Annotated in this window: 16 protein-coding genes; 6 read left to right on the forward strand and 10 right to left on the reverse strand. The window is 45.5% G+C overall.

Annotation, left to right across the window (positions count from 1 at the left end; translation table 11 throughout):
* Positions 1 to 499 precede the first annotated feature (499 nt).
* The 3 genes from porW to tsaE are packed head-to-tail and all read left to right on the forward strand — an operon-like array spanning position 500 to position 5,368.
* Complete coding sequence (gene porW, locus HPS56_RS05905) at positions 500 to 3,382, forward strand: type IX secretion system periplasmic lipoprotein PorW/SprE (RefSeq protein WP_172275336.1); 2,883 nt, start codon at positions 500 to 502, stop codon at positions 3,380 to 3,382.
* Positions 3,379 to 4,947, forward strand: coding sequence for a T9SS response regulator signal transducer PorX (gene porX, locus HPS56_RS05910; RefSeq protein ID WP_172275237.1), 1,569 nt, complete (start codon positions 3,379 to 3,381; stop codon positions 4,945 to 4,947). Before porW ends, porX begins: the two co-directional genes overlap by 4 nt.
* Before the next feature lie 7 nt (positions 4,948 to 4,954).
* On the forward strand, positions 4,955 to 5,368 hold the full coding sequence (gene tsaE, locus HPS56_RS05915) for a tRNA (adenosine(37)-N6)-threonylcarbamoyltransferase complex ATPase subunit type 1 TsaE (RefSeq protein ID WP_172275238.1): 414 nt from the start codon (positions 4,955 to 4,957) through the stop codon (positions 5,366 to 5,368).
* Here the strand turns inward: tsaE and HPS56_RS05920 are convergent.
* The 3 genes from HPS56_RS05920 to dnaE form a co-directional block, all read right to left on the reverse strand.
* Entirely contained in the window at positions 5,360 to 5,692 is a 333-nt protein-coding gene (locus HPS56_RS05920) for a hypothetical protein (RefSeq protein ID WP_172275239.1), read from the reverse strand. The genes tsaE and HPS56_RS05920 overlap by 9 nt on opposite strands.
* A gap of 2 nt (positions 5,693 to 5,694) precedes the next feature.
* On the reverse strand, positions 5,695 to 6,009 hold the full coding sequence (trxA, locus tag HPS56_RS05925; RefSeq protein WP_172275240.1) for a thioredoxin: 315 nt from the start codon (positions 6,007 to 6,009) through the stop codon (positions 5,695 to 5,697).
* Between the two features lie 409 nt (positions 6,010 to 6,418).
* The gene (gene dnaE / locus HPS56_RS05930; RefSeq protein ID WP_172275241.1) at positions 6,419 to 10,129 is read right to left on the reverse strand and encodes a DNA polymerase III subunit alpha; all 3,711 of its coding nucleotides are present in this window, start codon (positions 10,127 to 10,129) and stop codon (positions 6,419 to 6,421) included.
* Between the two features lie 146 nt (positions 10,130 to 10,275).
* Between dnaE and HPS56_RS05935 the strand changes: the two genes are divergently transcribed.
* The 3 genes from HPS56_RS05935 to HPS56_RS05945 are packed head-to-tail and all read left to right on the forward strand — an operon-like array spanning position 10,276 to position 12,017.
* Entirely contained in the window at positions 10,276 to 10,965 is a 690-nt protein-coding gene (locus HPS56_RS05935) for a phosphatidylserine decarboxylase family protein (RefSeq protein ID WP_172275242.1), read from the forward strand.
* A 2-nt stretch (positions 10,966 to 10,967) separates the two neighbouring features.
* The gene (gene pssA, locus HPS56_RS05940; protein ID WP_172275243.1) at positions 10,968 to 11,699 is read left to right on the forward strand and encodes a CDP-diacylglycerol--serine O-phosphatidyltransferase; all 732 of its coding nucleotides are present in this window, start codon (positions 10,968 to 10,970) and stop codon (positions 11,697 to 11,699) included.
* Positions 11,700 to 11,717: 18 nt separating this feature from the next.
* Positions 11,718 to 12,017 carry a DUF4834 family protein gene (locus HPS56_RS05945; RefSeq protein WP_172275244.1) on the forward strand — a complete coding sequence of 100 codons (300 nt, stop codon included), beginning with the start codon at positions 11,718 to 11,720 and terminating at the stop codon, positions 12,015 to 12,017.
* Between the two features lie 58 nt (positions 12,018 to 12,075).
* Here the strand turns inward: HPS56_RS05945 and HPS56_RS05950 are convergent, their stop codons facing one another.
* The 7 genes from HPS56_RS05950 to HPS56_RS05980 form a co-directional block, all read right to left on the reverse strand.
* The gene (locus HPS56_RS05950) at positions 12,076 to 12,762 is read right to left on the reverse strand and encodes an Ig-like domain-containing protein (protein ID WP_172275245.1); all 687 of its coding nucleotides are present in this window, start codon (positions 12,760 to 12,762) and stop codon (positions 12,076 to 12,078) included.
* A gap of 144 nt (positions 12,763 to 12,906) precedes the next feature.
* Complete coding sequence (locus HPS56_RS05955) at positions 12,907 to 14,880, reverse strand: Omp28-related outer membrane protein (RefSeq protein ID WP_172275246.1); 1,974 nt, start codon at positions 14,878 to 14,880, stop codon at positions 12,907 to 12,909.
* Positions 14,881 to 14,889: 9 nt separating this feature from the next.
* Positions 14,890 to 15,528, reverse strand: a complete 639-nt coding sequence (locus HPS56_RS05960; protein ID WP_172275247.1) for a hypothetical protein — start codon at positions 15,526 to 15,528, stop codon at positions 14,890 to 14,892.
* 340 nt (positions 15,529 to 15,868) lie between these two features.
* Entirely contained in the window at positions 15,869 to 16,711 is an 843-nt protein-coding gene (locus HPS56_RS05965) for an Omp28 family outer membrane lipoprotein (RefSeq protein ID WP_172275248.1), read from the reverse strand.
* Between the two features lie 11 nt (positions 16,712 to 16,722).
* Positions 16,723 to 18,330 carry a DUF6029 family protein gene (locus HPS56_RS05970; protein ID WP_216655763.1) on the reverse strand — a complete coding sequence of 536 codons (1,608 nt, stop codon included), beginning with the start codon at positions 18,328 to 18,330 and terminating at the stop codon, positions 16,723 to 16,725.
* Between the two features lie 120 nt (positions 18,331 to 18,450).
* Positions 18,451 to 18,942, reverse strand: coding sequence for a TlpA family protein disulfide reductase (locus tag HPS56_RS05975; protein WP_172275249.1), 492 nt, complete (start codon positions 18,940 to 18,942; stop codon positions 18,451 to 18,453).
* A 105-nt stretch (positions 18,943 to 19,047) separates the two neighbouring features.
* A complete protein-coding gene (locus HPS56_RS05980) occupies positions 19,048 to 20,808 on the reverse strand; it encodes a hypothetical protein (protein ID WP_172275250.1) in 1,761 nt (586 codons plus the stop codon).
* Positions 20,809 to 20,815: the final 7 nt, after the last annotated feature.

A 20,815-nucleotide genomic window follows, 5' to 3' on the forward strand; every position in this document is an offset into this window, starting at 1 on the left:
GAATGAATGCCCATATTCGGTTAAAAGTATATGTCCGGGACTCTTAATCTGTAATAAAAATTCATACATCGTCTTTACCGTTACATCCCGCGAATCCGATTACCTATAACATATTGATACACAACGCATTAACAACTATCAAAAAGTATACCAAAAATGAACAGGCTATTCACGCTTAATGAATAGGCCATTCTCTTCCGATGAACATGCCATTCATCGAGCATGAACATGCCATTCATCGAGCATGAACATGCCATTCATCGGAAGAGAATTTTACACCCACCTGAAATGTAAATAGATTTCAAAATTTCGCACAAGCCGGAGCTTTTAAAATAAATTAACAGCATACATTGAAATGAAAATGTTTCAACCTGATTTCATCAAACGCTCATTAAAATTAGTTCCTTAAACAATAAAACAGCTGTTTTTCAGTTCTTATAATGTGATAAAAGCTTTTATAAAATACGCATTATTTACATTCACTGTCATTGTGCTGACAATGACAGCAGGATGTTCTACACAGAAAAACACAGGGAAAAGCCGTTGGTGGCATGCTTTTAACGCACGCTATAACACTTATTATAACGGAAAAACCGCATACACCGAGGGAGCTTTGGAAAAAGAAAACGGCAACAAGGATAATTTCACGGAAATAATACCCCTGTATACGGTAGGCAACAAGAAAAGCCGTGACTTAGGAAAAGGAAAGTTCGACAGAGCCATCGAGAAATCGGAAAAGACAATAAAGCTTCACAGCATCAAGCGCAGGCCGGAATGGACAAAGAACCGCCGCAAGACCGCAAAGGATATCGAATGGCTCAACCGGAAAGAATACAACCCGTTTCTATGGAAAGCATGGCTTATGCTCGGAAAATCACAATTCCAGAAAGGAAACTTCGATGAAGCGGCATCCACTTTCTCTTATATGTCAAGGCTTTATTCCACACAGCCGGCAATAGACGGCATAGCACGCTCATGGCTTGCACGAAGCTATGTGGAGCTCGACTGGCTATATGACGCAGAGGACGTGATAAACAAAATGAAACGCGACACAATGCACTATAAGGCCGTGGACGAATGGGACTATGCATACGCCTCATACTATATAAAAAGCGGACGGTATGAGGAAGCGATACCATACCTGAGAAAAGCGATAAGACACGAGAAACGCAAGAAACAGAAAGCACGCCTGTGGTATCTCATGGGGCAGATGTACAGCAGTCTGAACAAAAGGGAACCGGCATACAAGGCATACAAACGCGTGATAAGGCAAAATCCCCCATACGAAGTGGAGTTTAACGCCCGCATAGCCCAAACGGAGGTGATGGCCAAGGGAAAAGGCAAGCAGATGATAAGGAAGTTGCGCAGAATGGCGGCATCGGATAAGAACAAGGATTATCTCGACCAGGTGTACTATGCCATCGGCAACATATACATGGCACAACAGGACACAGCCAACGCCATCAGCGCATACGAAAAAGGCAACGGCAAGGCAACGCGCTCAGGAATAGAGAAAGGCGTATTGCTGCTGAGACTTGGCGGACTGTACTGGCAACTCGAGAAATACAACGACGCACAACGATGCTACGGTGAGGCTATCGGACTGCTTGACAAAGACCGTGACGACTACGAACAGTTGTCGCAGCGCTCAAAGGTTCTCGACGAGCTTGTTCCGTATACAGACGCCGTACACCTTCAGGACTCTCTACAGATTTTGGCGACACTACCTGAAAAAGAAAGGAATGACGCCATAGACCGTGTCATTGAAGCCTTAAAGAAAAAAGAAAAGGAAGAAAAAAGGGCGCAACAGGAAGCTGATGCTGAAAAGCAATTGCAACAGCAGGGAGCCATCGGCAACAGAAACAATATGAAAAAGCCGTCTACGGGCATGAATACGAGCCAAGGGGGAGTATGGTACTTCTATAACCCCATGGCAGTAAACCAAGGAAAAACCGCATTCCAAAGACAATGGGGAAAACGAGAGAATACCGATGACTGGCAACGCATAAACCGTACTGTGGTCAACCTCAACCCGAACACGACCGGAGAGGAAGGCGACACCGTAGACTCTCTTGCCGTCAACGACAGCATACAGCCGGCAAATACGGATTCCGTTGCCACCGACACTGCCGCGACCGACCCTCATACAAGAGAATACTATATGGAACAAATACCGTTTACGGCTGAACAGAAAGCCGCAAGCGACGAAATAATAAAGGACGGGCTGTTCAATTCCGGAGTGATATTCAAGGATAAGCTTGACAATCTGAACCTCGGAAAGAAACAGCTTGTAAGACTGACGTCACAATATACCGACTTCCAGAGGATGGACGAGGCCTGGTATCATCTTTTTCTTCTTTACAGCAGGCAAGGAAACAAAATTATGGCAGACAGCTGTCTGGCAAAACTTCAGGCGGATTATCCGGAGAGCGACTGGACCGTTCTGCTCAGCGACCCTTATTTTGCCGAAAATGCAAAATTCGGAGTACATATAGAAGACTCATTGTATGCAGCCACTTACGACGCATTCAAAGCAGACAGATATGATGAGGTGAAAACGAACGCAGACCTTTCCGCAGAGAGATTCCCGATGGGACAGAACAGGCCGAAATTCATTTTCATCAACGGTCTGGGCATGCTTAACAACGGAGATGCCAAAGGATGTCTTGCGGAAATGAAACAGGTTGTTGAAAAATATCCGCAAAGCGAAGTTGCAGGAATGGCAGGAATGATAATAAAAGGCGTACAGGAAGGAAAGCCGCTGCACGGAGGAAAGTTCGATTTGGGAGACGTATGGACAAGGCGCGCCATAAATATTGAAGAAAGCGACAGTGCCGGCACCGACACGCTCAGCAAGGAAAGATACACGGAATTTATATTCATGCTGGCCTTCCGCCCTGATTCCGTTGACAACAACCAGCTGCTTTACGAAATGGCAAAATATAACTTCACCAACTTCCTTGTACGCAACTTCGACATACAGACAGATACCGATAACGGCATTTCACGCATGATGGTCAGCGGATTCCTCAGCTACGACGAGGCTCTGCAATATGCCCGCCAACTGTATTCCGACACGGATATGGCCGCACGGCTGAAGGGATGCCGGAGGATTATCATAAGCGACACCAACCTGAAACTGCTCGGAACAAGATACAGCTATCTTGATTACGAACAGTTCTTCGAAAAAGCATTTGCCCCGATTACCGTCAGTGAGGAGCAGCTTCTCAACATACCTGAAAATATTGAACAGACGGAAGAAGATGATGATGAAGATGACGGGAAAGAAGAAGAGAACGACACACAGGACATGTTTAACAACAACGGCAACGTGCCGCAACAGAACGGCGGAGTTGACTTTGACGATGATTTCTACCAATGAGCAACGGACTTTTACTTTGGGCTGACGACGAGATTGAGCTTCTGAAAGCCCACATCCTTTTTCTTGAGAAAAAAGGCTATGAAGTTATAACAGTAAACAATGGCAGCGACGCTATAGACCAGTGCCGCAACAATAATTTCGACCTTGTAATGCTCGACGAAATGATGCCTGGACTGAGCGGACTGGAAACCCTACAGAAAATCAAGGAGATTCTGCCGGCCGTACCGGTGGTGATGGTCACAAAAAGCGAGGAAGAGAACATCATGGACCAGGCTATCGGATCAAAAATCGCCGATTACCTGATAAAGCCTGTGAATCCGAACCAGATTCTCCTGACACTAAAGAAGAACATACACCGCAGGGAAATCGTTACGGAAGTGACGCAAAGCGGATACCAACAGAGCTTCCAGCAGATCGCAATGCAGATTAACGACTGCCGCAACTGGAAGGATTGGGTGGAAGTATACAGAAAATTAGTACACTGGGAACTTGAACTAAGCAGCACGGACAGCAAGATGACCGAAATGCTGTATATGCAAAAAGAAGAGGCAAACAACGCGTTCGCAAAATTCATAAAGAAAAATTATCTGGAATGGGTGGATGCTATCACAAAGACACCGCTGCCTGACAGTCCGACGATGAGTCCGGGACTTATGAAGACAAAAGTCTTTCCTGCGCTTAACAACGGAGAGAAAGTGTTCATGGTTGTATTCGACAATTTCAGATATGACCAATGGAAAGTGATAGCCAATGAGATAGGAGACATGTTCGACATTGAGGAAGACCTGTATTGCAGCATTCTTCCGACAGCGACCCAATATGCAAGAAACGCATTGTTCAGCGGACTGATGCCAAACAAAATTGCAGAAATGTTTCCAGACCTTTGGGTAGACGAGAATGAGGACGAGGGAAAGAATCTCAATGAAGGCAAATTAATAAGCACGCTCTTCGAGCGTTACAGACGACATAACACATATTCATATAATAAGGTGAACAATCAGGCTGATGCGGAAAAATTCCTGCAACAGTTCAGACAACTCAGGCGATACGACCTCAACGTCGTTGTATTTAACTTTATCGACATGCTCAGCCACGCACGCACCGAATCAAAAATGGTAAGGGAGCTTGCCAACAACGAATCCGCCTATCGCAGCATTACACTCAGCTGGTTCAGACACTCCGTGGTGTCGGAGCTTTTCAAGATTCTGTCGCAGGACGACTACCGTGTGATTATCACTACAGACCACGGCTCCATACGCACAGACAAACCGATAAAGATAATCGGAGACAGGAATACCAATACAAATCTGCGGTATAAGCTCGGGAAAAACCTCTCATACGACAACAAAGAGGTATTCACGATAAAGGACCCGCGCAAGGCACAGCTACCGTCACCTAACCTCAGCACATCATACGTATTCGCAACAGGAGACTCTTTCTTTGCATATCCGAATAACTATAATTATTATGTGTCTTACTACAAGAACACATTCCAGCACGGAGGAATATCCATGGAAGAAATGATCGTGCCGGTAATAAGCATGAAAGGAAAAAAAAGAATATAATCACATTATGGAAATCAAAATAAACAACTTGGAAAGTATCCGTGAGGCGGCAAAACAGTTTGTTGCCAATATGGGAGAAAGCAATGTATTTGCATTCTACGGAAAGATGGGTGCAGGAAAGACCACATTCATAAAAGCCGTTTGTGAGGAACTTGGAGTCGAGGATGTAATCACATCCCCCACGTTTGCAATTGTAAACGAATACAGGTCGGAAACGACTGACGAACTCATATATCACTTTGACTTCTACCGCATAAAGAAAGTGGAGGAAGTCTACGACATGGGATACGAGGATTATTTCTACTGCGGAGCGCTGTGTTTCTTGGAATGGCCAGAACTGATAGAAGACCTCTTGCCCCAAGACGCCACTAAAGTGACAATCTCCGAACAAGAGGACGGTGTCAGAATAATTTCATTCTAAGTTCTGCTCCTGAAAATCCATATCAGCCTGAGCAACGAAGAAGAGCTCGTCAGGACTGTATGTTCCGCGGCCTTCTTCGGACGCCTTGCCGCATACATAATCCGCAACCTTCTGTATATCGATGTCCACAAAGCCCTCGTCATCAGGCTGTGCGTCCAATACTCCACTGGTGAAGTAATAATCGAGTATGGCATCCATGAAATAATAAATCTCATCTATGTCAAACTTGTCCTTAAGGTCGGCGGGAAGGCTGTCCATTATATACTTCGCCTCACGCGCATTCTCTTCCGCATCAAGGCGAAGCTCTTCATCAAGACTTGCCATAATCACAGAAGTGCCTTGAATTTCTCATCAATCTTTGCCTTTGAAGCAGCACCGACAAGCTTGTCTACAACCTCACCGTTCTTAAAGAAAAGCAGTGTAGGAATATTTCGTATGCCATAAGCCGCGGCAATATCGTCGGCTTCCTCCACATCACACTTTCCTACAGCGATCTTTCCGTCATATTCTTCTGCAAGCTCGCTTATTATAGGAGCTATCGCACGGCACGGGCCACACCATGTCGCCCAAAAATCCACTACCACCGGCAGTTCGCCGTTTTTCAGAGTCTCAAAATTCTCGTTTGTTATTGTTACTTCCATTGTTCTGTTGTTTTTTTGTTTTACACTCGTGTTTATTCTTAATGCAAGGACCATGCCACACTATCTTGTCGGATTTTAAATCAACCGACAATATGCCCCTACTTTCAGCAAATGGCATACATGCATCATCCTATATATATTGCAAAGATACGGGATTATTTATCCTCAACCAAAATGAAATGGTTAAATATAAGTAACTTATATAACCCTTCGTGACAAAAAGATTCAAAAAGAGTGAATTTTAAGCATTGCCGGATACTTATATGCCGGATATCACATTTATTAAAACAAACAGCAAGCCGAACTCGTAAGCAAAATTCATTTTGATTACACCGAGGCGAAGCGTTTATTGAAAACACGCTCTTAAACAATACCATGCCGCAATCACGGACATGCCCATGCCATTACGTCAGTTTATCCTATATTCCATTGACGGACATTGCTCTATATAGCTTATCAGATTACGTTTAACATCCACAGTATACTTCGCGCTCCTGAGAAGGACGTGATTCTTGCGCCCTGAATCATATATCTGAAAAAACAGTTTTGTCGTACCGGGATTGTCGCGTATAATCTCATTAAGTTCAGTGACCTGCTGTTCATTAAGCTCTGCGGTGTCAAGCGAGATTGTTATGCGGTCAATGGATTTTTCCTTTATAGTCTGAAGATATTCTATACTTGTAATCCTCAGATCATAGAAATTGCTGTCACGGAAACGCTGCTGGCACTTTGCCGTTATATACACTGCGCTGCCTTCCGTGAACATGCCCTTCCATTGGCCCCACTCCTCACCGAACAGAGCCAGTTCACCGCTGCCTTCAAAATCCTCTATTGTGACAAATCCGCATGGTTTTCCGGTTTTTGTGAACTTTGACTTTATTCCCGTCACTATTCCGCCTATGGTGATATCCTCACGGCCCTGAAGATTCTCCTTGTCTGAAATCTCCTGACAATGAGTGTTGCACAGATTATCAAGCACAATCTTATATTCATCGAGAGGATGTGCCGAAAGATAGATACCCACAAGCTCGCGTTCCCTGTTAAGACGCTCTATGTCGCTCCACCGCTCTCCGCTGAATATCGGAGGCGTGGCAATCTCCACTTCATTTTCTCCTCCAAACAGAGAATTGCGCATCTGTGACAACTCTGCCTGATACATCTGGCCATAACGCACAAGCGTGTCAAGAAAGACCTCGCCTTTTGGATTGGCTGCAAAATAATCCTCACGCTTCATCTCACGAAACTCATCGAAACCACCGCTAAGCACCAACGACTCCACACATTTACGGTTGACAGCGCTGAGATTTACTCTCTGTATGAAATCAAAGATATTCTTAAACGGCCCGTTAGCCTCACGCTCCGCTATTATGGCGTCTGCCGCCGCACCGCCCACGCCTTTTATGGCACTTATTCCGAAACGGATTTCCCCTTTGTGATTGGCACTGAACTTCTTGTAACTCTCATTCACATCAGGACCGAGTGTAGGTATGCCCATCGAACGGCATTCGTCCATCAGCTTCGTTATTTCAGTTATATTGTCAAGGTTGCGGCTCATAACGGCCGCCATATATTCCGCAGGATGATGGGCTTTAAGATACGCTGTCTGATAGGCGACCCAAGAATAACATGTGGCATGACTTTTATTGAAAGCATACGAAGCGAACTTCTCCCAATCCGACCATATCTTCTCAAGCACCGCCGGATTATGGCCGTTACTCTTTCCGCCTTCTATAAACTTAGGCTTCATCGCATCTACAATAGCCTTCTTTTTCTTACCCATGGCCTTACGCAAGGCATCACTCTCGCCACGGGTAAAGTTGGCAAGCTGACGCGACAAAAGCATCACCTGCTCCTGATATACCGTGATACCGTAAGTATCCTTAAGATATTTCTCCATACACGGTATGTCATATTTTATTTCTTCCTTACCGTTCTTACGGGCAATAAACGAAGGAATATAATCCATAGGTCCGGGCCGGTAAAGGGCATTCATGGCTATTATGTCTTCAAACACCGTAGGCTGCAGTTCACGCAAATATTTCTGCATGCCTGGCGACTCGAACTGGAATGTTCCGATTGTACGGCCTTCGGCGTAAAGCCTGTATGTTGTGGGATCATCTATCGGTATTGTGTCGAGATCTATGACCTTTCCCGTTGTTATACGTATGTTCTCCACCGCCTCCTTTAGTATCGACAATGTCTTCAGTCCGAGAAAGTCCATCTTGATAAGGCCGGTCGACTCTATCACGTGGCCGTCATACTGTGTACAGTGCAGCTTGTGCCCCGGCTCGTTCTTATCCTCCGCAACCGAAACAGGCACCCAATCGCTTATAGGATCACGGCAGATGATAAAACCACAGGCATGGATACCTGTGCCGCGCACGGTACCCTCAAGCATCTTCGCATACGACATGGTGTTATGCAGCTTCTCATCCGCACTTGCCTCCGCTTCCCTGAGCTCGGGTATACACTTTATGGCATTGTTGAGGTTCATTTTCAGACCGTCGGGCAACTTATCGGGAATAAGCTTACACAGACGGTTTGCCGTCTCAAGCGGAAGTTTTTCCACACGGGCCACATCTTTTATAGAGTTCTTCGTGGCCATGGTACCGTATGTAATGATATGCGCACAGTTCTCATGCCCGTATTTGTCCTCCACCCATTCAAGCACCTTTCCGCGTCCGTCATCGTCAAAGTCGGTATCGATATCAGGAAGCGATATACGGTCGGGATTCAAGAAACGCTCAAACAGAAGATCATACTGTATCGGGTCTATCTTTGTAATACCCAGACAGTAGGCCACCACTGAACCTGCGGCAGAACCACGACCAGGGCCGACCATAACTCCAAGTTCGTCACGCGCGGAATTTATAAAGTCCTGCACAATGAGAAAGTATCCGGGAAATCCCATGGTCTTCATGATATGCAACTCAAACTTAATACGCTCGCTCACCTCATCCGACAACGGTGTGGGATAAAGTTTCTCCGCTCCTTCGTACGCAAGTTTGGCAAGATAGTCGGCCTCGAATTTTATACGGTAAAGCTTGTCAATGCCTCCAAGCTTATTTATTTTCTTCTCTCCCTCGACACGCGGCAAGGTATTCTCACCGTTCTCATCTGAAGTAAATTCCAAGAACAGGTCTTCTTCCGTGAATCTCTCACGCCATTGCTCTTCCGTTCCGAACGATTCCGGAATAGGAAAGAACGGCATTATAGGCGCATGCTCTATGTCGTAGAACTCCACTTTGTCCAATATCCCGACTGTGTTTGCCAGAGCCTCCGGCACATCGGCAAACACCTCGTTCATTTCCTCACGGGTCTTGAACCACTCCTGCTTGGAATAGAGCATCCTTGTAGGGTCATCAAGGTCCTTGCCTGTCGACAGACAGAGCAAATGGTCATGAGCCTCGGCATTCTCCTGATCAACAAAATGAGCGTCATTTGTACATACCAGCTTCACGCCATACTCCGCGGCAAGCTCCATTATCACTTTATTTGCCTGTTGTTGCAAAGGGAAAGTCTCGCGGTTGGCCCTCACCTTGGGATCCTTAACCTCATGTCTCTGAAGCTCGAGATAATAGTCATCACCAAAAACCCCCTTATACCATTCCAAAGCCTCACGCGCTCCGGCAATGTCTCCCTTAAGGATTTTTGCAGGCACCTCACCGGCTATGCACGCCGAACATACAATAAGGTCTTCATGATATTTCTCAAGGTCCGCCCTGTCTGTACGTGGACGCATATAAAAACCGTCTATCCACGCATTCGAGACAAGCTTGATAAGATTTTTATATCCGTTATAATTCTTGGCCAACACCACAAGATGATAGCCGCTGCGGTCGCCATGCTCCATCACCTTGTCTTCCTTCCTATGGCGTGCCACGTACATCTCACACCCGAATATGGGTTTGAAAGGATCCTTGCCCTCATCACGCAGTTTTCCGTTTATTTTATTACAATAATCAAAAAACTCCTTTATGCCGAACATATCACCGTGATCGGTTATAGCCATACCCTTCATTCCGTTTCCTACAGCCTTGTCGACAAGCTTGGAAATACTCGACTGACCGTCGAGTATAGAGTAATATGTATGAACATGTAAATGTACGAAATCTTCCATCGAATATAATCTTTTCCGGGATTTTGAGGCGTAAAGTTACGTCTATTGCCTGACATCTCCAAAAGAATAATGATAAAAGTTTGTCAGAATAGCAAAAAAAACGTACCTTTGCAAATAATACTAAAAACAATCACATAGATTACCAAATGGGAAAAAGACTCAGAAAGCTGAAAAAAATAAGAATCCATCGCGAAGGAACCAACACACTTTTATGCACATTGATTGCTCTTGTGGCCATCGCGTCTCTCCTATGGACGATGGAAGACACAAAGATAGCGTTTTGGATATTCACCGTTGTATTCGGTTCCGCATGGCTTATTGTGCTTAATTTCTACCGTTGCCCTATACGCTACTTCAACGGTGACACCGCACGGACGGTCGTCGCTCCGGCCGACGGCAAGGTTGTAGTTATAGAGGAAGTGGAGGAAAACGAGTATTTCCATGACCGCAGGATAATGGTTTCCATTTTCATGAGCCTTTTTAACGTGCATGCAAACTGGTTCCCGGTTGACGGCAAGGTGAAATTCGTAAACCATCGCGACGGCAACTACCATAAGGCTTGGCTGCCTAAAGCCAGTGAGGAGAACGAGCACGCAGATGTGATGATAACCACACCCGAGGGTGAGGATATCCTCTGCAGGCAGATAGCCGGTGCTGTAGCACGCCGTATCGTGACATACGCCAAACCTGAGGAAGAATGCTATATCGACGAGCATCTGGGATTTATAAAACTGGGCTCACGCGTCGATGTTTATCTGCCGTTAGGCACCGAGATATGTGTAAAGATGGGACAGACCACCACCGGAGACCAGACTGTAATTGCAAAACTTAAATGACAATGGCAAACAGCATAACCAAGCATATTCCCAATACAATCACATGCTGCAATCTCTTTTCAGGATGTATAGCGGTTTCATACGCCTTTGCCGGCAACTATGATTTGGCTTTCCTTTTTATCGTTGTCGGAGCCGTGTTTGACTTCTTCGACGGAATGAGCGCCCGTATCCTGGGAGTATCATCGCCAATAGGCAAGGAGCTTGACTCTCTTGCTGATGTGGTCACGTTTGGAGTAGCTCCGTCCGCAATGGTATTCTGCCTGCTTTCCACCCTTGAATATCCCGATACATTATCATCCGTCAGCCATATCCTGCCATATACGGCATTCGTAATTGCCGCATTCTCGGCTCTGAGACTGGCAAAGTTCAATCTTGACGAACGTCAGACCACAAGCTTTATCGGCCTGCCTACACCTGCCAATGCTTTGTTTTGGGCATCACTGATAACGGGAGAACAGAACTTTCTGGCGTCCTCGCCTTATATCCCGCTTGGAATCATAATACTTATACTGACAACAAGTATTACTCTCATTGCCGAAATACCGATGTTTGCACTTAAATTCAAACATTGGGAATGGAGAGGCAACGGACTGAAATATACATTCGTAATATTATGCGTTCCATTGCTGCTCATATTCCGCATGAGCGGGTTTGCCGTCATTATGGCATTATATGTGATACTTTCCGTCTTTTCTTCAAGATTCAATGGCAACCGGTCTTCCGCACAAGGCTAAACAAACAAATCTCTTATCATGCTAAAAGGCCTGCTTTTCCTGTTGGTGATTTTCATAGTAATCATTGCGGTGGTAATGGTTATTGTGTTCAGTCTCATTTTCAAGGGCATAAGGATGTTCAGGAAAATGACGCACGGCAATCCCGGTTCCCCATTCACGTCTGAAGGCTTCGGCCACGACAGCCGTAACTCACAAGACAAAGCGTCATGGACAACCGGAAACGGTGAAACACTTATAGACACACGTGATACGAAACATGCCGGACGCAAGATATTCTCTGCCGATGACGGAGAATATGTCGACTTCAAAGAAAACTAATAAAGAATTGAAAACAAATAAAGCATTTCCTGTAAGTTTGGAAATGCTTTATAAATATCTATAACACGTATGTGATAAGCGAGCAATTGCCCTTTGATGGCATGTTCCTCACATATTTAACCGTAAAACTGCTTTGAGTGTCGTCAGATGAAGCTCCGGATGCGAACCATCGTATTCCGCTTACAGGCTCTGACAATTCCACCTCCTGATAACGTTCCTCAAGGAAACCGGACACCTCTGTATACACTTCCGAGGCTCCATTATGCTCAATCTCCACCTGGATACTGTCCATACGGCCTCCAGCAGGACTGAAATGATACTTCAGATAGTTTACATTCTTCTTTCCGCCCTCAAATGTAGCCGTAGTGTTGGTAGCGGAAATCAGCCTCCTGCGTTCGGCCTTTTTCACCATATTTATGTTATACGAAGCATTGAGTATCGGTTCGCTAAACGTGTTATACCGTGCTGTTACCACCACACCGCAATAAGCCACTTCCGAGCCGCTGACAGCCTTGGCGACAGTAGTACCGACATGATTGCCGGTGACAAGTCCTCCAGAGGATATAGAGGCAATGAAATTGTTGCCTATAGCCCATGTGGCCGCTTCATTGGCACTCAGCTGATACGTTTCACCGGCATGCAACATTATCTCTTTCCTGTTGATTGAGAAATCATCATCGTCACATCCCGTGATAAAGAATGATGCTGCCAGCATCACCGAAGCTGCAATAAAAAACTGTTTCATAGACAATGATATTAAAAAGGAGGTGTTGCAAACACTAATAAAAAGCGATGTCCGACATATTGGATGAACATTGCCGTTTTTATCCGTTTTTGCAACACCTCCATTAACTATATAACAAAATATCCGTACTGAACCGCAGATATATTACCTCACAATAACTTTTTTCGTTGTTCCGTCAGACATCTTGATAATATTCAGGCCTTCCTGCGCACCGCTGATCCGCTGTCCGTTAATATTGTAACGTGCTGTTTCCACAGCGACCTTATCACCAACCGCCGGACCTGAAACAGAAGCGGTATTTCCGCCAAGCTTCACTTCATTGCAGTTGTTGACCCAGGCATCATCTATCGGTGACATCTCGTAAGACGTCTGTGAAAGTATATTCAACATCATCGGACGGCCGATGGTTGCAACAATTCTAATATTCTCAACTTTCCATCCCTCATCAAGCTTAAATGAATAGCTGTTCTCATATTTATTGTCTCCTGTCCAGTTTATTGCATCTCCATAAACGCTCGAACCGCCTCTGCGCAATACGTTATTATGGGTATAGTTCGTTATCCAGCGTCCGTTGTTCAACTGCCTTGCCACAAGACCGTCCTCAACCACGAACACAGTAAGCCTTGCATCCTCACCGACCCAATTCTTGAAATCAGGAAGAGCCTCGCCAGAAACATTTATATTGGCGGTTCTTGTCTCCGGGTCAAATGATGAGGATATATCCACAGAAGCAAAGGCAGGAAGAGAGGCTGTCCATTCTATTATATAATCAAGATATTCCACAAACGGATCCATATATGCCTCATTGATACCTATGCCGAAGGCGATGTCTTTTTCTCCGGGAATCTGATAACGGTTTATCGATGCTGACGGATAACCGCCGGCATTAAACATCTCAAACATTATAAGACTGTCTGTAGTTTCCGTACGATATATATCCGTACCGTTCATATTTCCATGAACAGCCACCAACGCTATGTCGTCACGCTTTGCCGACAACTTATTAAGAATAGTTGTTCCCAACGGGCAGTAAGTACAATATGTTGAGGTAAACTGCTCCACAAGATGCTTAGTATGCGGATACCCCCCCTCAACCAGTTTGAATTCCTGAGCAAGCACACCAGCAGACATGCCGTCTGCCAAAGGCGCCTCACCTTCAATTGTAGACACCTGCACCGTAAGCTTATGACTGCCCTTCGCCATTCCCGCGGGAAGTTCAAATGATATACTGACATCCTGCACCTTTGACGACAGTGCGACCGGAGTGTCGAGCGTCTTCACAACATTTCCGTCCACGGCAATGTCTATAGTATAAGCAGAAGCCAACGGACCTGACCCCTTCACATTAAACTCAACATCACACTCCTTGCCATTCGCAATGAACCTCCTGGCAATAAGGTCGCTCACAATAACATCCTTGGATTTGGCAAAGATGTCTTTCTTTACCACAGCCTGAATACAGAAATTGCCATACGTACCGCCTAAGGTATACCATCCTTTGCCTTGTCCGAGATCTCCATAAACCATGCTGCCGCCATCTACGGTGTTGCTGTTAAAGCCACCGTCCATAGCTAAAGGAAAAACACCCGCCTGCTGGGTGAAGTCAAACGCTATAATAAAATCCGAATCGTCTGTAACCGGAACAGGCGAAGGCAACGTCACATCATTCCATCCCGCAACAGTAGACGGCACGTCGACAGAAGCCACCTCCTGCAAAGTATTTCCTACAGCCATTAATACCGTTATCTTAGACTTTCCTATAGGCCTGCAAAGTCCGAACCGCACTTTTGTAATCGAGCCTCCGGCATAGGGTGCGACCACGTCTCCATAAAACTCAACCCCAACCTGATAGGCTCCCGGATTATTTAGAAATCCCACTCCTTCTGCCGCTGACGGCAGATCGTCTGTGGTATAATATCCCATAATACGCTCATCGGCTTCCATGGCAATCCTGCTCGTTTTTGCCGGAGCTTTCTTTTGCCAGATATTCATCACAGGATTCTCTTTTACCGCAACACCGCGGTCAATCTTGCCCTTTATACCTACAAGAGCCTTTTGAGCCGTTACGTTTGTTACCGTCAGCAACAAAGCCAACAATGGTAGTAAAATTTTCTTCATAAGCCTTATTTATTTAATAACCATTTTACGAACATTTCCATTAAGCATATCTTTCATGATATAAAGCCCCGGTGTCAGCGAACTCAGTTCCTTTTGTGGAACATTCTTTCTTATAAGCATCCCGTTCATACCGTATACATCGTATGCCGCTAATGACAGGCCGGAGGAAACACCTTCAACACCTGAACCGCCCTTGCTATAGATGAAATTCACATATATCGTATGCGCCTCGCTCTGATTTGCGGCATCAAAAACAGTAAGTTTCGTCTTTGCACTGCCTTCCTGCATTATATCATATATATGCAGCTGAACATCCATAGGTTTCGTCTCAACCGTAAAATCCAATGTCAGCGGAAAACCGGGACGGCACATGGAACCAATACACATAGAAGGCACCGCACCGAGAGTATTCTCACATCCTTCTGCCATCTCGTATGTGGCCATGGCACTGAACTTCTCCCCTGAAAGGTTCACGAGCTTAAGCCCTTCTGCGCTTGCTTCAATAAAAATACCATCTTCAATGGCATTGAAATCCAAAGTGGCACCGTCTTCTACCTTTGTTCCATTCAGTTGGAACTCCATTTTCTGTGCATTCACACATGTCAGCATACATACGGCCGACACAAAAGAAAGGAAAAATCTTTTCATATACATTTATCTTTTTTACTATTAATCGCCTTATACATTACTTAATTAATACATCCATATCTCTTTACATCGCAAAGTAGTGTGTATGGTATGTATAACAAATCAGGGGATGTGGGAGTTCACCGCCTGACACATGCCAAAGGCATGTCCCTACATTGTGGATGAACGTTTTCATCGCATACACGCCTGATGCTTCCACTTTTTATCCCTTTTCCTCCCTTTGGGGAGGTTAGGAGGGGCTTTTCTCTCTCCCCCTCTGGGGAGCCGAAGGAGCTTCTATTCTTTATTTTGAGGAACCGGAGGGGCTCTTTAACAATGTCCCTACATATCTGTTGACAATCTAATCCCGTTTATCCTGATTCTGAATTACGGCAGCCTTTGTTACCTGCTGCACACCATTGTCATTATATACAAATGCCACAACAGAGATATTGTGCGGAGTGACAACAGCCTGCGTGATATTATTGGGATTCCACTTATCCGGCAATTTATATTCGTAATCAAACACTTTTTTCTCTTGTGCTATACTGAAGTCATCGCCCCATGGGCCGTTTACCGCATCACGGAAAACATGGTTATGCACATACGCAAGATCCGGCCTTCCGTTAGGCTGGCGCTGATAGCTGACCACATTATCTTCGATAAGCCATAACTGAAGTTTTCCGCTCACCGCCACATCAGTGCCCGATATCGTGACAGAAGTCCTTATTGTATTATTTTCCACATCATACTCATTCCTCACTTCAAGCGTGAGAGCAGACTCCTTCTGAAGCTCGTTACGCACGCTTATGTCCCAATCCTCCCATTTGTTGAGGCCTCCCACACGGTTTACCAATCCCATTGGCTGGTCTGTCACTCCCCAACGTGTGTAGTACTCATCATTGGCAAGCTTTGTTGCAAGTCCCTCATAGCGACTGTCGGCCACAATACCGTTTGCCCCCCCGTGTATGGCAACGGCAATCACCGCACTGTCGCCATATTTCTCTGTAAGGGTATTTATCTCGTTTGTGGCCAAAGGACAAAAAGTACAGTTCTGTCCGGTAAAGTCCTCTATAAGCACCGCACGCTTCACTTCCACCGGACCTACATATATATAGCGGTCTGATTCGCTAACATCATCCGCACATGAATATAAAGCCAACGCGGCAAAAGCTGATAATATATAATGATTTATATTCCTCATTGAAGTGTCTTCTAAAAATTATAATTATATGAAACGGTAAAACCCTTGGTGGCAGGGATAAAGCGGCATACGCCTCCAGAACAGTTGTATCCGGCACGTGTACGGCCATAGCCTATCTGCAGGCGGTGTGCCCCGGCCGTATAAGTCACATATCCCTGATAGTAATGTATATCGGTGACTCCCACATTATACATATCCGATACGGTTATCATGAAATGCGGAAGAACGGAAAGCTCCAGCAATCCGAACGCCCAGTCACGCTCATCATCAGCCGTAGTAAGATATTGTGCCTCACCGCGCAGTGTGAACATATTATTGAAACGATACTTACCGTCGGCTATGAATATGTTGCTGTGTATCATTCCGCCCTTGCCCTCCACGGCTGTCTTATTGTAGAACTGGTTCATATACATAAGGTTCAGCTTGAACGACTTGCTCATTTTTTTCTCCACCTGCACATTGAAATCCTGATAATAACGTTCATTTCCCCATTTCCAGAAAGCAGAGCCGTAACCGTCCGTGCCGTTAAGCACACTTACCTTATCAGAACCTTCGGTATATCCGGCCCTGTAATTCTTGTCCAAGGCGCGTATATACGAGAAATTTGCCTTGACCTTTGTACCGTACTTTCCTCCGAGCAATGTATTCTTCTTGAAGTTATACCCCAGTTCCGCCTGATACGCCCATTCACCGTCAGGCTTGGTGGCATACGGATACAAGGCGGCCAACGCGTATGTATGGTCCATGGTAAAGGCAGGAAGATGGTTTATAAACGAAGATGTTCCTGTAATGCTGCGTTCGGAACGGAATGACATGTTGTCGCTGCGCTTAGCCTGAAGCAGCATGCTGACTCCTTTCTTTGAATAGCTTGCAGAAAGCATTGCCACGGAGCCTTTACGGTATATGTAATGATTATCGGCGGACGGATCCTGCGATTTTCTCGCATATTCGGCAAGCACATTCAACCCGCCCTTCTGCAGACGCACACGAAAATCGTAAGCCTCGACGTTTTCCGGAAGGTTGAGCCTGTAGAACTTTTCCGGTGCAGGCCTGTATTCCGAGCTCTCGTGTTTCATCACGTATGACGCTCCAAGGGTAATATATGTTCCGGTGCTCTGCAACGGCCTTATCCATTCGTCAAGTCCCAGCTCCACATCGCCTCCGGTTATCCACGGCTTGTTCAAATCCCAATATCTGCGCTGACGGCCGGAAAGGGCTTTCATAGTGACACCCTTGAACGGCTTGGCCACGATACGCCCTCCGAGCAAGGAGTTGTCTACGCCGAGAGAACGCTCCTCGTATGTACGCAGGATAAATCCTGAGCCGAACTGCTCATAGAAGTTGCCCACGGTCACGTCCACATCCTTCAGTTTCACTTTCAGGTACATGTAGGGCACCCCCCATCCCGCATAGTCTTTCTCAAACCCGGGCAGCGGATGTTCAAGATATTCAAGACGCGCACCGGCATCGACATACCTGCTGTTGAGATTGAGGTCGACGAAAGTATTGGTAAGAACGTCATCCTTATACTTGTCTGTCTTTATCTTGTTGTCTTCCTCGGGCAAAAGGATATCGCTCTGAATGCTTCCCGAAAGTGTGATTTTGTCATCCTGTGCCATGACCGCAGATGCAGTCACAGACAGGAATAGCAATGATATATATAAAATGTTGGCTTTCACTATGAATACTGTTTAAATATTTAAGACACCGGTAATAACCGGCCGCATACCGCATGCCGGTCATTTCACCAGCTCACGCACTTTCTCTATCAGTTCCCGCTCGGCTCCTTCCGTATAGCCGTTATGCTTGTATACGATGTTTCCCTTGCCGTCGCAGATAATCACGTATGGTATCATCTGTATGCCAAGGGCGCGCTTAAAGTCACTGTTAGGGTCGAGCAGCACGTCATATTCCCATCCGTTGCCGTCTACGAGCGGCTTCACCTTGTTGATGTTCTGTGCCTGGTCGATGCTCACGGCAAACAGCTTCACTCCGGTTTCCTCCTGCCATTCATCATATACTTCACTTATGGCAGTAAGCTCACGGTTGCAGGGCTTGCACCATGTTGCAAAAAAGTCGATTATAAACGGTTTGCCGCCATTGTTAAGAGTATCGGTGGAAACGGTCTTTCCATTGATATCCTTAAGAACGGCTTTGGGAAGTTTCTGCGCATTCGCCATTCCCGTCATAAGAAGAAGAACTGAGACAAATAAGAATTTGAAAACTTTCATAACTGCAATTTCCTATAATAATATTAAAAGTGAAAAAGAGGGCGCATTTCAAAAAGGATGCGCCCTCTTGATCTTATCTAATCAATAAAGATTTTCTCTAAAGAATTATCTGTTGATGAACTTCTTGCCGTTCTGAATCAACATACCCTTAGTATCCTTGCTTACGCGGACACCGTTGAGGTTGTATATTGCAGCATTTTCTGAAGCACCGTCAACTGTTATACCTTCAATAGCGTTTTCACCGCCATTTGCCAGATAATCTTCATAAACCTGCTCAGGAGTATAGTCACCCTGAACAACATACAGCCAATCAGACTCTACGCCCTTGCCTGCTACACGAAGCAAAGCACCGCGACCCTTAACACCGCCAAGAGGCTGGGCCTTGAAAGCAACGAGGTTATAACCGTTCCATCTCTCATAGTACTCAGTGCTAACCATAGTATTTGTTATCCAGCTAATGTCATTTTTACCTGAAACCTCTTCCACTTCATAGTTGGAGTTGTCCATTTCGTCAAACCAATATGTTGCCGTACCGACCAAGGCTCCACCAAGGTCATTATCTGTATTTTCATACTTATATGTACTGCATGTCTGTCCGTCATCAGATATCTTAAGAACATTATAGTTTATATCAGCCGGCTCATTGTTGAAGAAACCGTTCTCAACAACGTCAACTCCGTCAAACATACCGACAAAAGCACACTTCATGGTCAGTCCTGTATACCATGTGACATATCCGGGCTGGTCGTTCAGGAAATCATACGTCTGTACCACGCCATTCACAGCAACATGGTCCTCCTCAGGCATTTCAAGTCCCTGAATACCCAAATCAATAGTGGGTTTATGGAAACCCTTTATTGTTACTGTGAAGTTTCTTCCGGCAGGAATGACAAAAGGCTCGATGGTCTCATTGCCGAAATCGTCAACAGTTCTCTTATAGAACAATACCTTGCCTTTATAATAAGTCACACCCTGATAATTAACCACGCTCTGAAAATCGAGTGTATCTACATGTGTGGCAAAAAGAGTCTCGTATATTTCCTCACCGTCTGTGTAGATTGGCACACCGCTAGTCTTTGAAATAGTAGTATCTACAGAAGTGATATAGGCCCAAAGAGTGTCGCCCTCGGCAATCGGCTGAGTAGTGCTCAGTCCGTCCACGACAAACTGCTCTACATAAAGAGGAGAAGTGAATGCCGCATAAGCCTGCGATGCCGCATAGCTCTTTGTTTCCATTGCTTCTGTATTATAGTCTCCGGAACCATACAGGAAATGCGATCCCAAAGAACCGAAACTGTAAGTGTTTGAATAATACTGACCATTATCCAATGACCATGCATGATCATCGGTAGGATACAGGCACCAAATAGAGTCTGTCAATACAATACCCTGAAGGAAAGCTGCATTCTGTCTCATACCGAAAACATTATTGGCACCGAAATTCCATGTGTCGTTGCCGTTTGCAAGCTCAGGAGCATAAAAAGTTCCACCTGGAGAATAGTTGCCGACATAGTTTCCGTTGGCATCGCCTTCCATTTCTTTGCCGTTTATAGACCACTTGCCGTTTAAAGGACTCCGCATCATATTGACAAACGTATAGTCGGCAAACGGAGCCACTGTATAACAGGAATACCCACGGCCCATTCCGTCAAGACCGAATCCGCTCCAGAGACCGCCCGTAGGAACATAATATGTACCTGTCTTCGCAGACCTACGTATAACAGGCTCGTTAGGATCTGCAAAAGACTTTTTACTCATGTGCATAGGCAACTCTCTTACAGAGGTCACATCAGCTTTTCCACCTGTCTGGGCAAAGCCGGCAGCCGCGAATATAAGGGCTGCAGATGTAAGTAAAATTTTCTTCATAACTTTT

The sequence above is a fragment of the Xylanibacter muris genome (genome assembly GCF_013166605.1).
Taxonomy (GTDB): domain Bacteria; phylum Bacteroidota; class Bacteroidia; order Bacteroidales; family Bacteroidaceae; genus Prevotella; species Prevotella muris.

What these genes read in the sequence shown, in the direction of transcription:
- porW (WP_172275336.1), top strand. Translation starts at nt 500, where the DNA reads ATGACAGCAGGATGTTCTACACAGAAAAACACAGGGAAAAGCCGTTGG.
- porX (WP_172275237.1), top strand. Translation starts at nt 3,379, where the DNA reads ATGAGCAACGGACTTTTACTTTGGGCTGACGACGAGATTGAGCTTCTG.
- tsaE (WP_172275238.1), top strand. Translation starts at nt 4,955, where the DNA reads ATGGAAATCAAAATAAACAACTTGGAAAGTATCCGTGAGGCGGCAAAA.
- HPS56_RS05920 (WP_172275239.1), bottom strand. Translation starts at nt 5,692, where the DNA reads ATGGCAAGTCTTGATGAAGAGCTTCGCCTTGATGCGGAAGAGAATGCG.
- trxA (WP_172275240.1), bottom strand. Translation starts at nt 6,009, where the DNA reads ATGGAAGTAACAATAACAAACGAGAATTTTGAGACTCTGAAAAACGGC.
- dnaE (WP_172275241.1), bottom strand. Translation starts at nt 10,129, where the DNA reads ATGGAAGATTTCGTACATTTACATGTTCATACATATTACTCTATACTC.
- HPS56_RS05935 (WP_172275242.1), top strand. Translation starts at nt 10,276, where the DNA reads ATGGGAAAAAGACTCAGAAAGCTGAAAAAAATAAGAATCCATCGCGAA.
- pssA (WP_172275243.1), top strand. Translation starts at nt 10,968, where the DNA reads ATGGCAAACAGCATAACCAAGCATATTCCCAATACAATCACATGCTGC.
- HPS56_RS05945 (WP_172275244.1), top strand. Translation starts at nt 11,718, where the DNA reads ATGCTAAAAGGCCTGCTTTTCCTGTTGGTGATTTTCATAGTAATCATT.
- HPS56_RS05950 (WP_172275245.1), bottom strand. Translation starts at nt 12,762, where the DNA reads ATGAAACAGTTTTTTATTGCAGCTTCGGTGATGCTGGCAGCATCATTC.
- HPS56_RS05955 (WP_172275246.1), bottom strand. Translation starts at nt 14,880, where the DNA reads ATGAAGAAAATTTTACTACCATTGTTGGCTTTGTTGCTGACGGTAACA.
- HPS56_RS05960 (WP_172275247.1), bottom strand. Translation starts at nt 15,528, where the DNA reads ATGAAAAGATTTTTCCTTTCTTTTGTGTCGGCCGTATGTATGCTGACA.
- HPS56_RS05965 (WP_172275248.1), bottom strand. Translation starts at nt 16,711, where the DNA reads ATGAGGAATATAAATCATTATATATTATCAGCTTTTGCCGCGTTGGCT.
- HPS56_RS05970 (WP_216655763.1), bottom strand. Translation starts at nt 18,330, where the DNA reads ATGGCACAGGATGACAAAATCACACTTTCGGGAAGCATTCAGAGCGAT.
- HPS56_RS05975 (WP_172275249.1), bottom strand. Translation starts at nt 18,942, where the DNA reads ATGAAAGTTTTCAAATTCTTATTTGTCTCAGTTCTTCTTCTTATGACG.
- HPS56_RS05980 (WP_172275250.1), bottom strand. Translation starts at nt 20,808, where the DNA reads ATGAAGAAAATTTTACTTACATCTGCAGCCCTTATATTCGCGGCTGCC.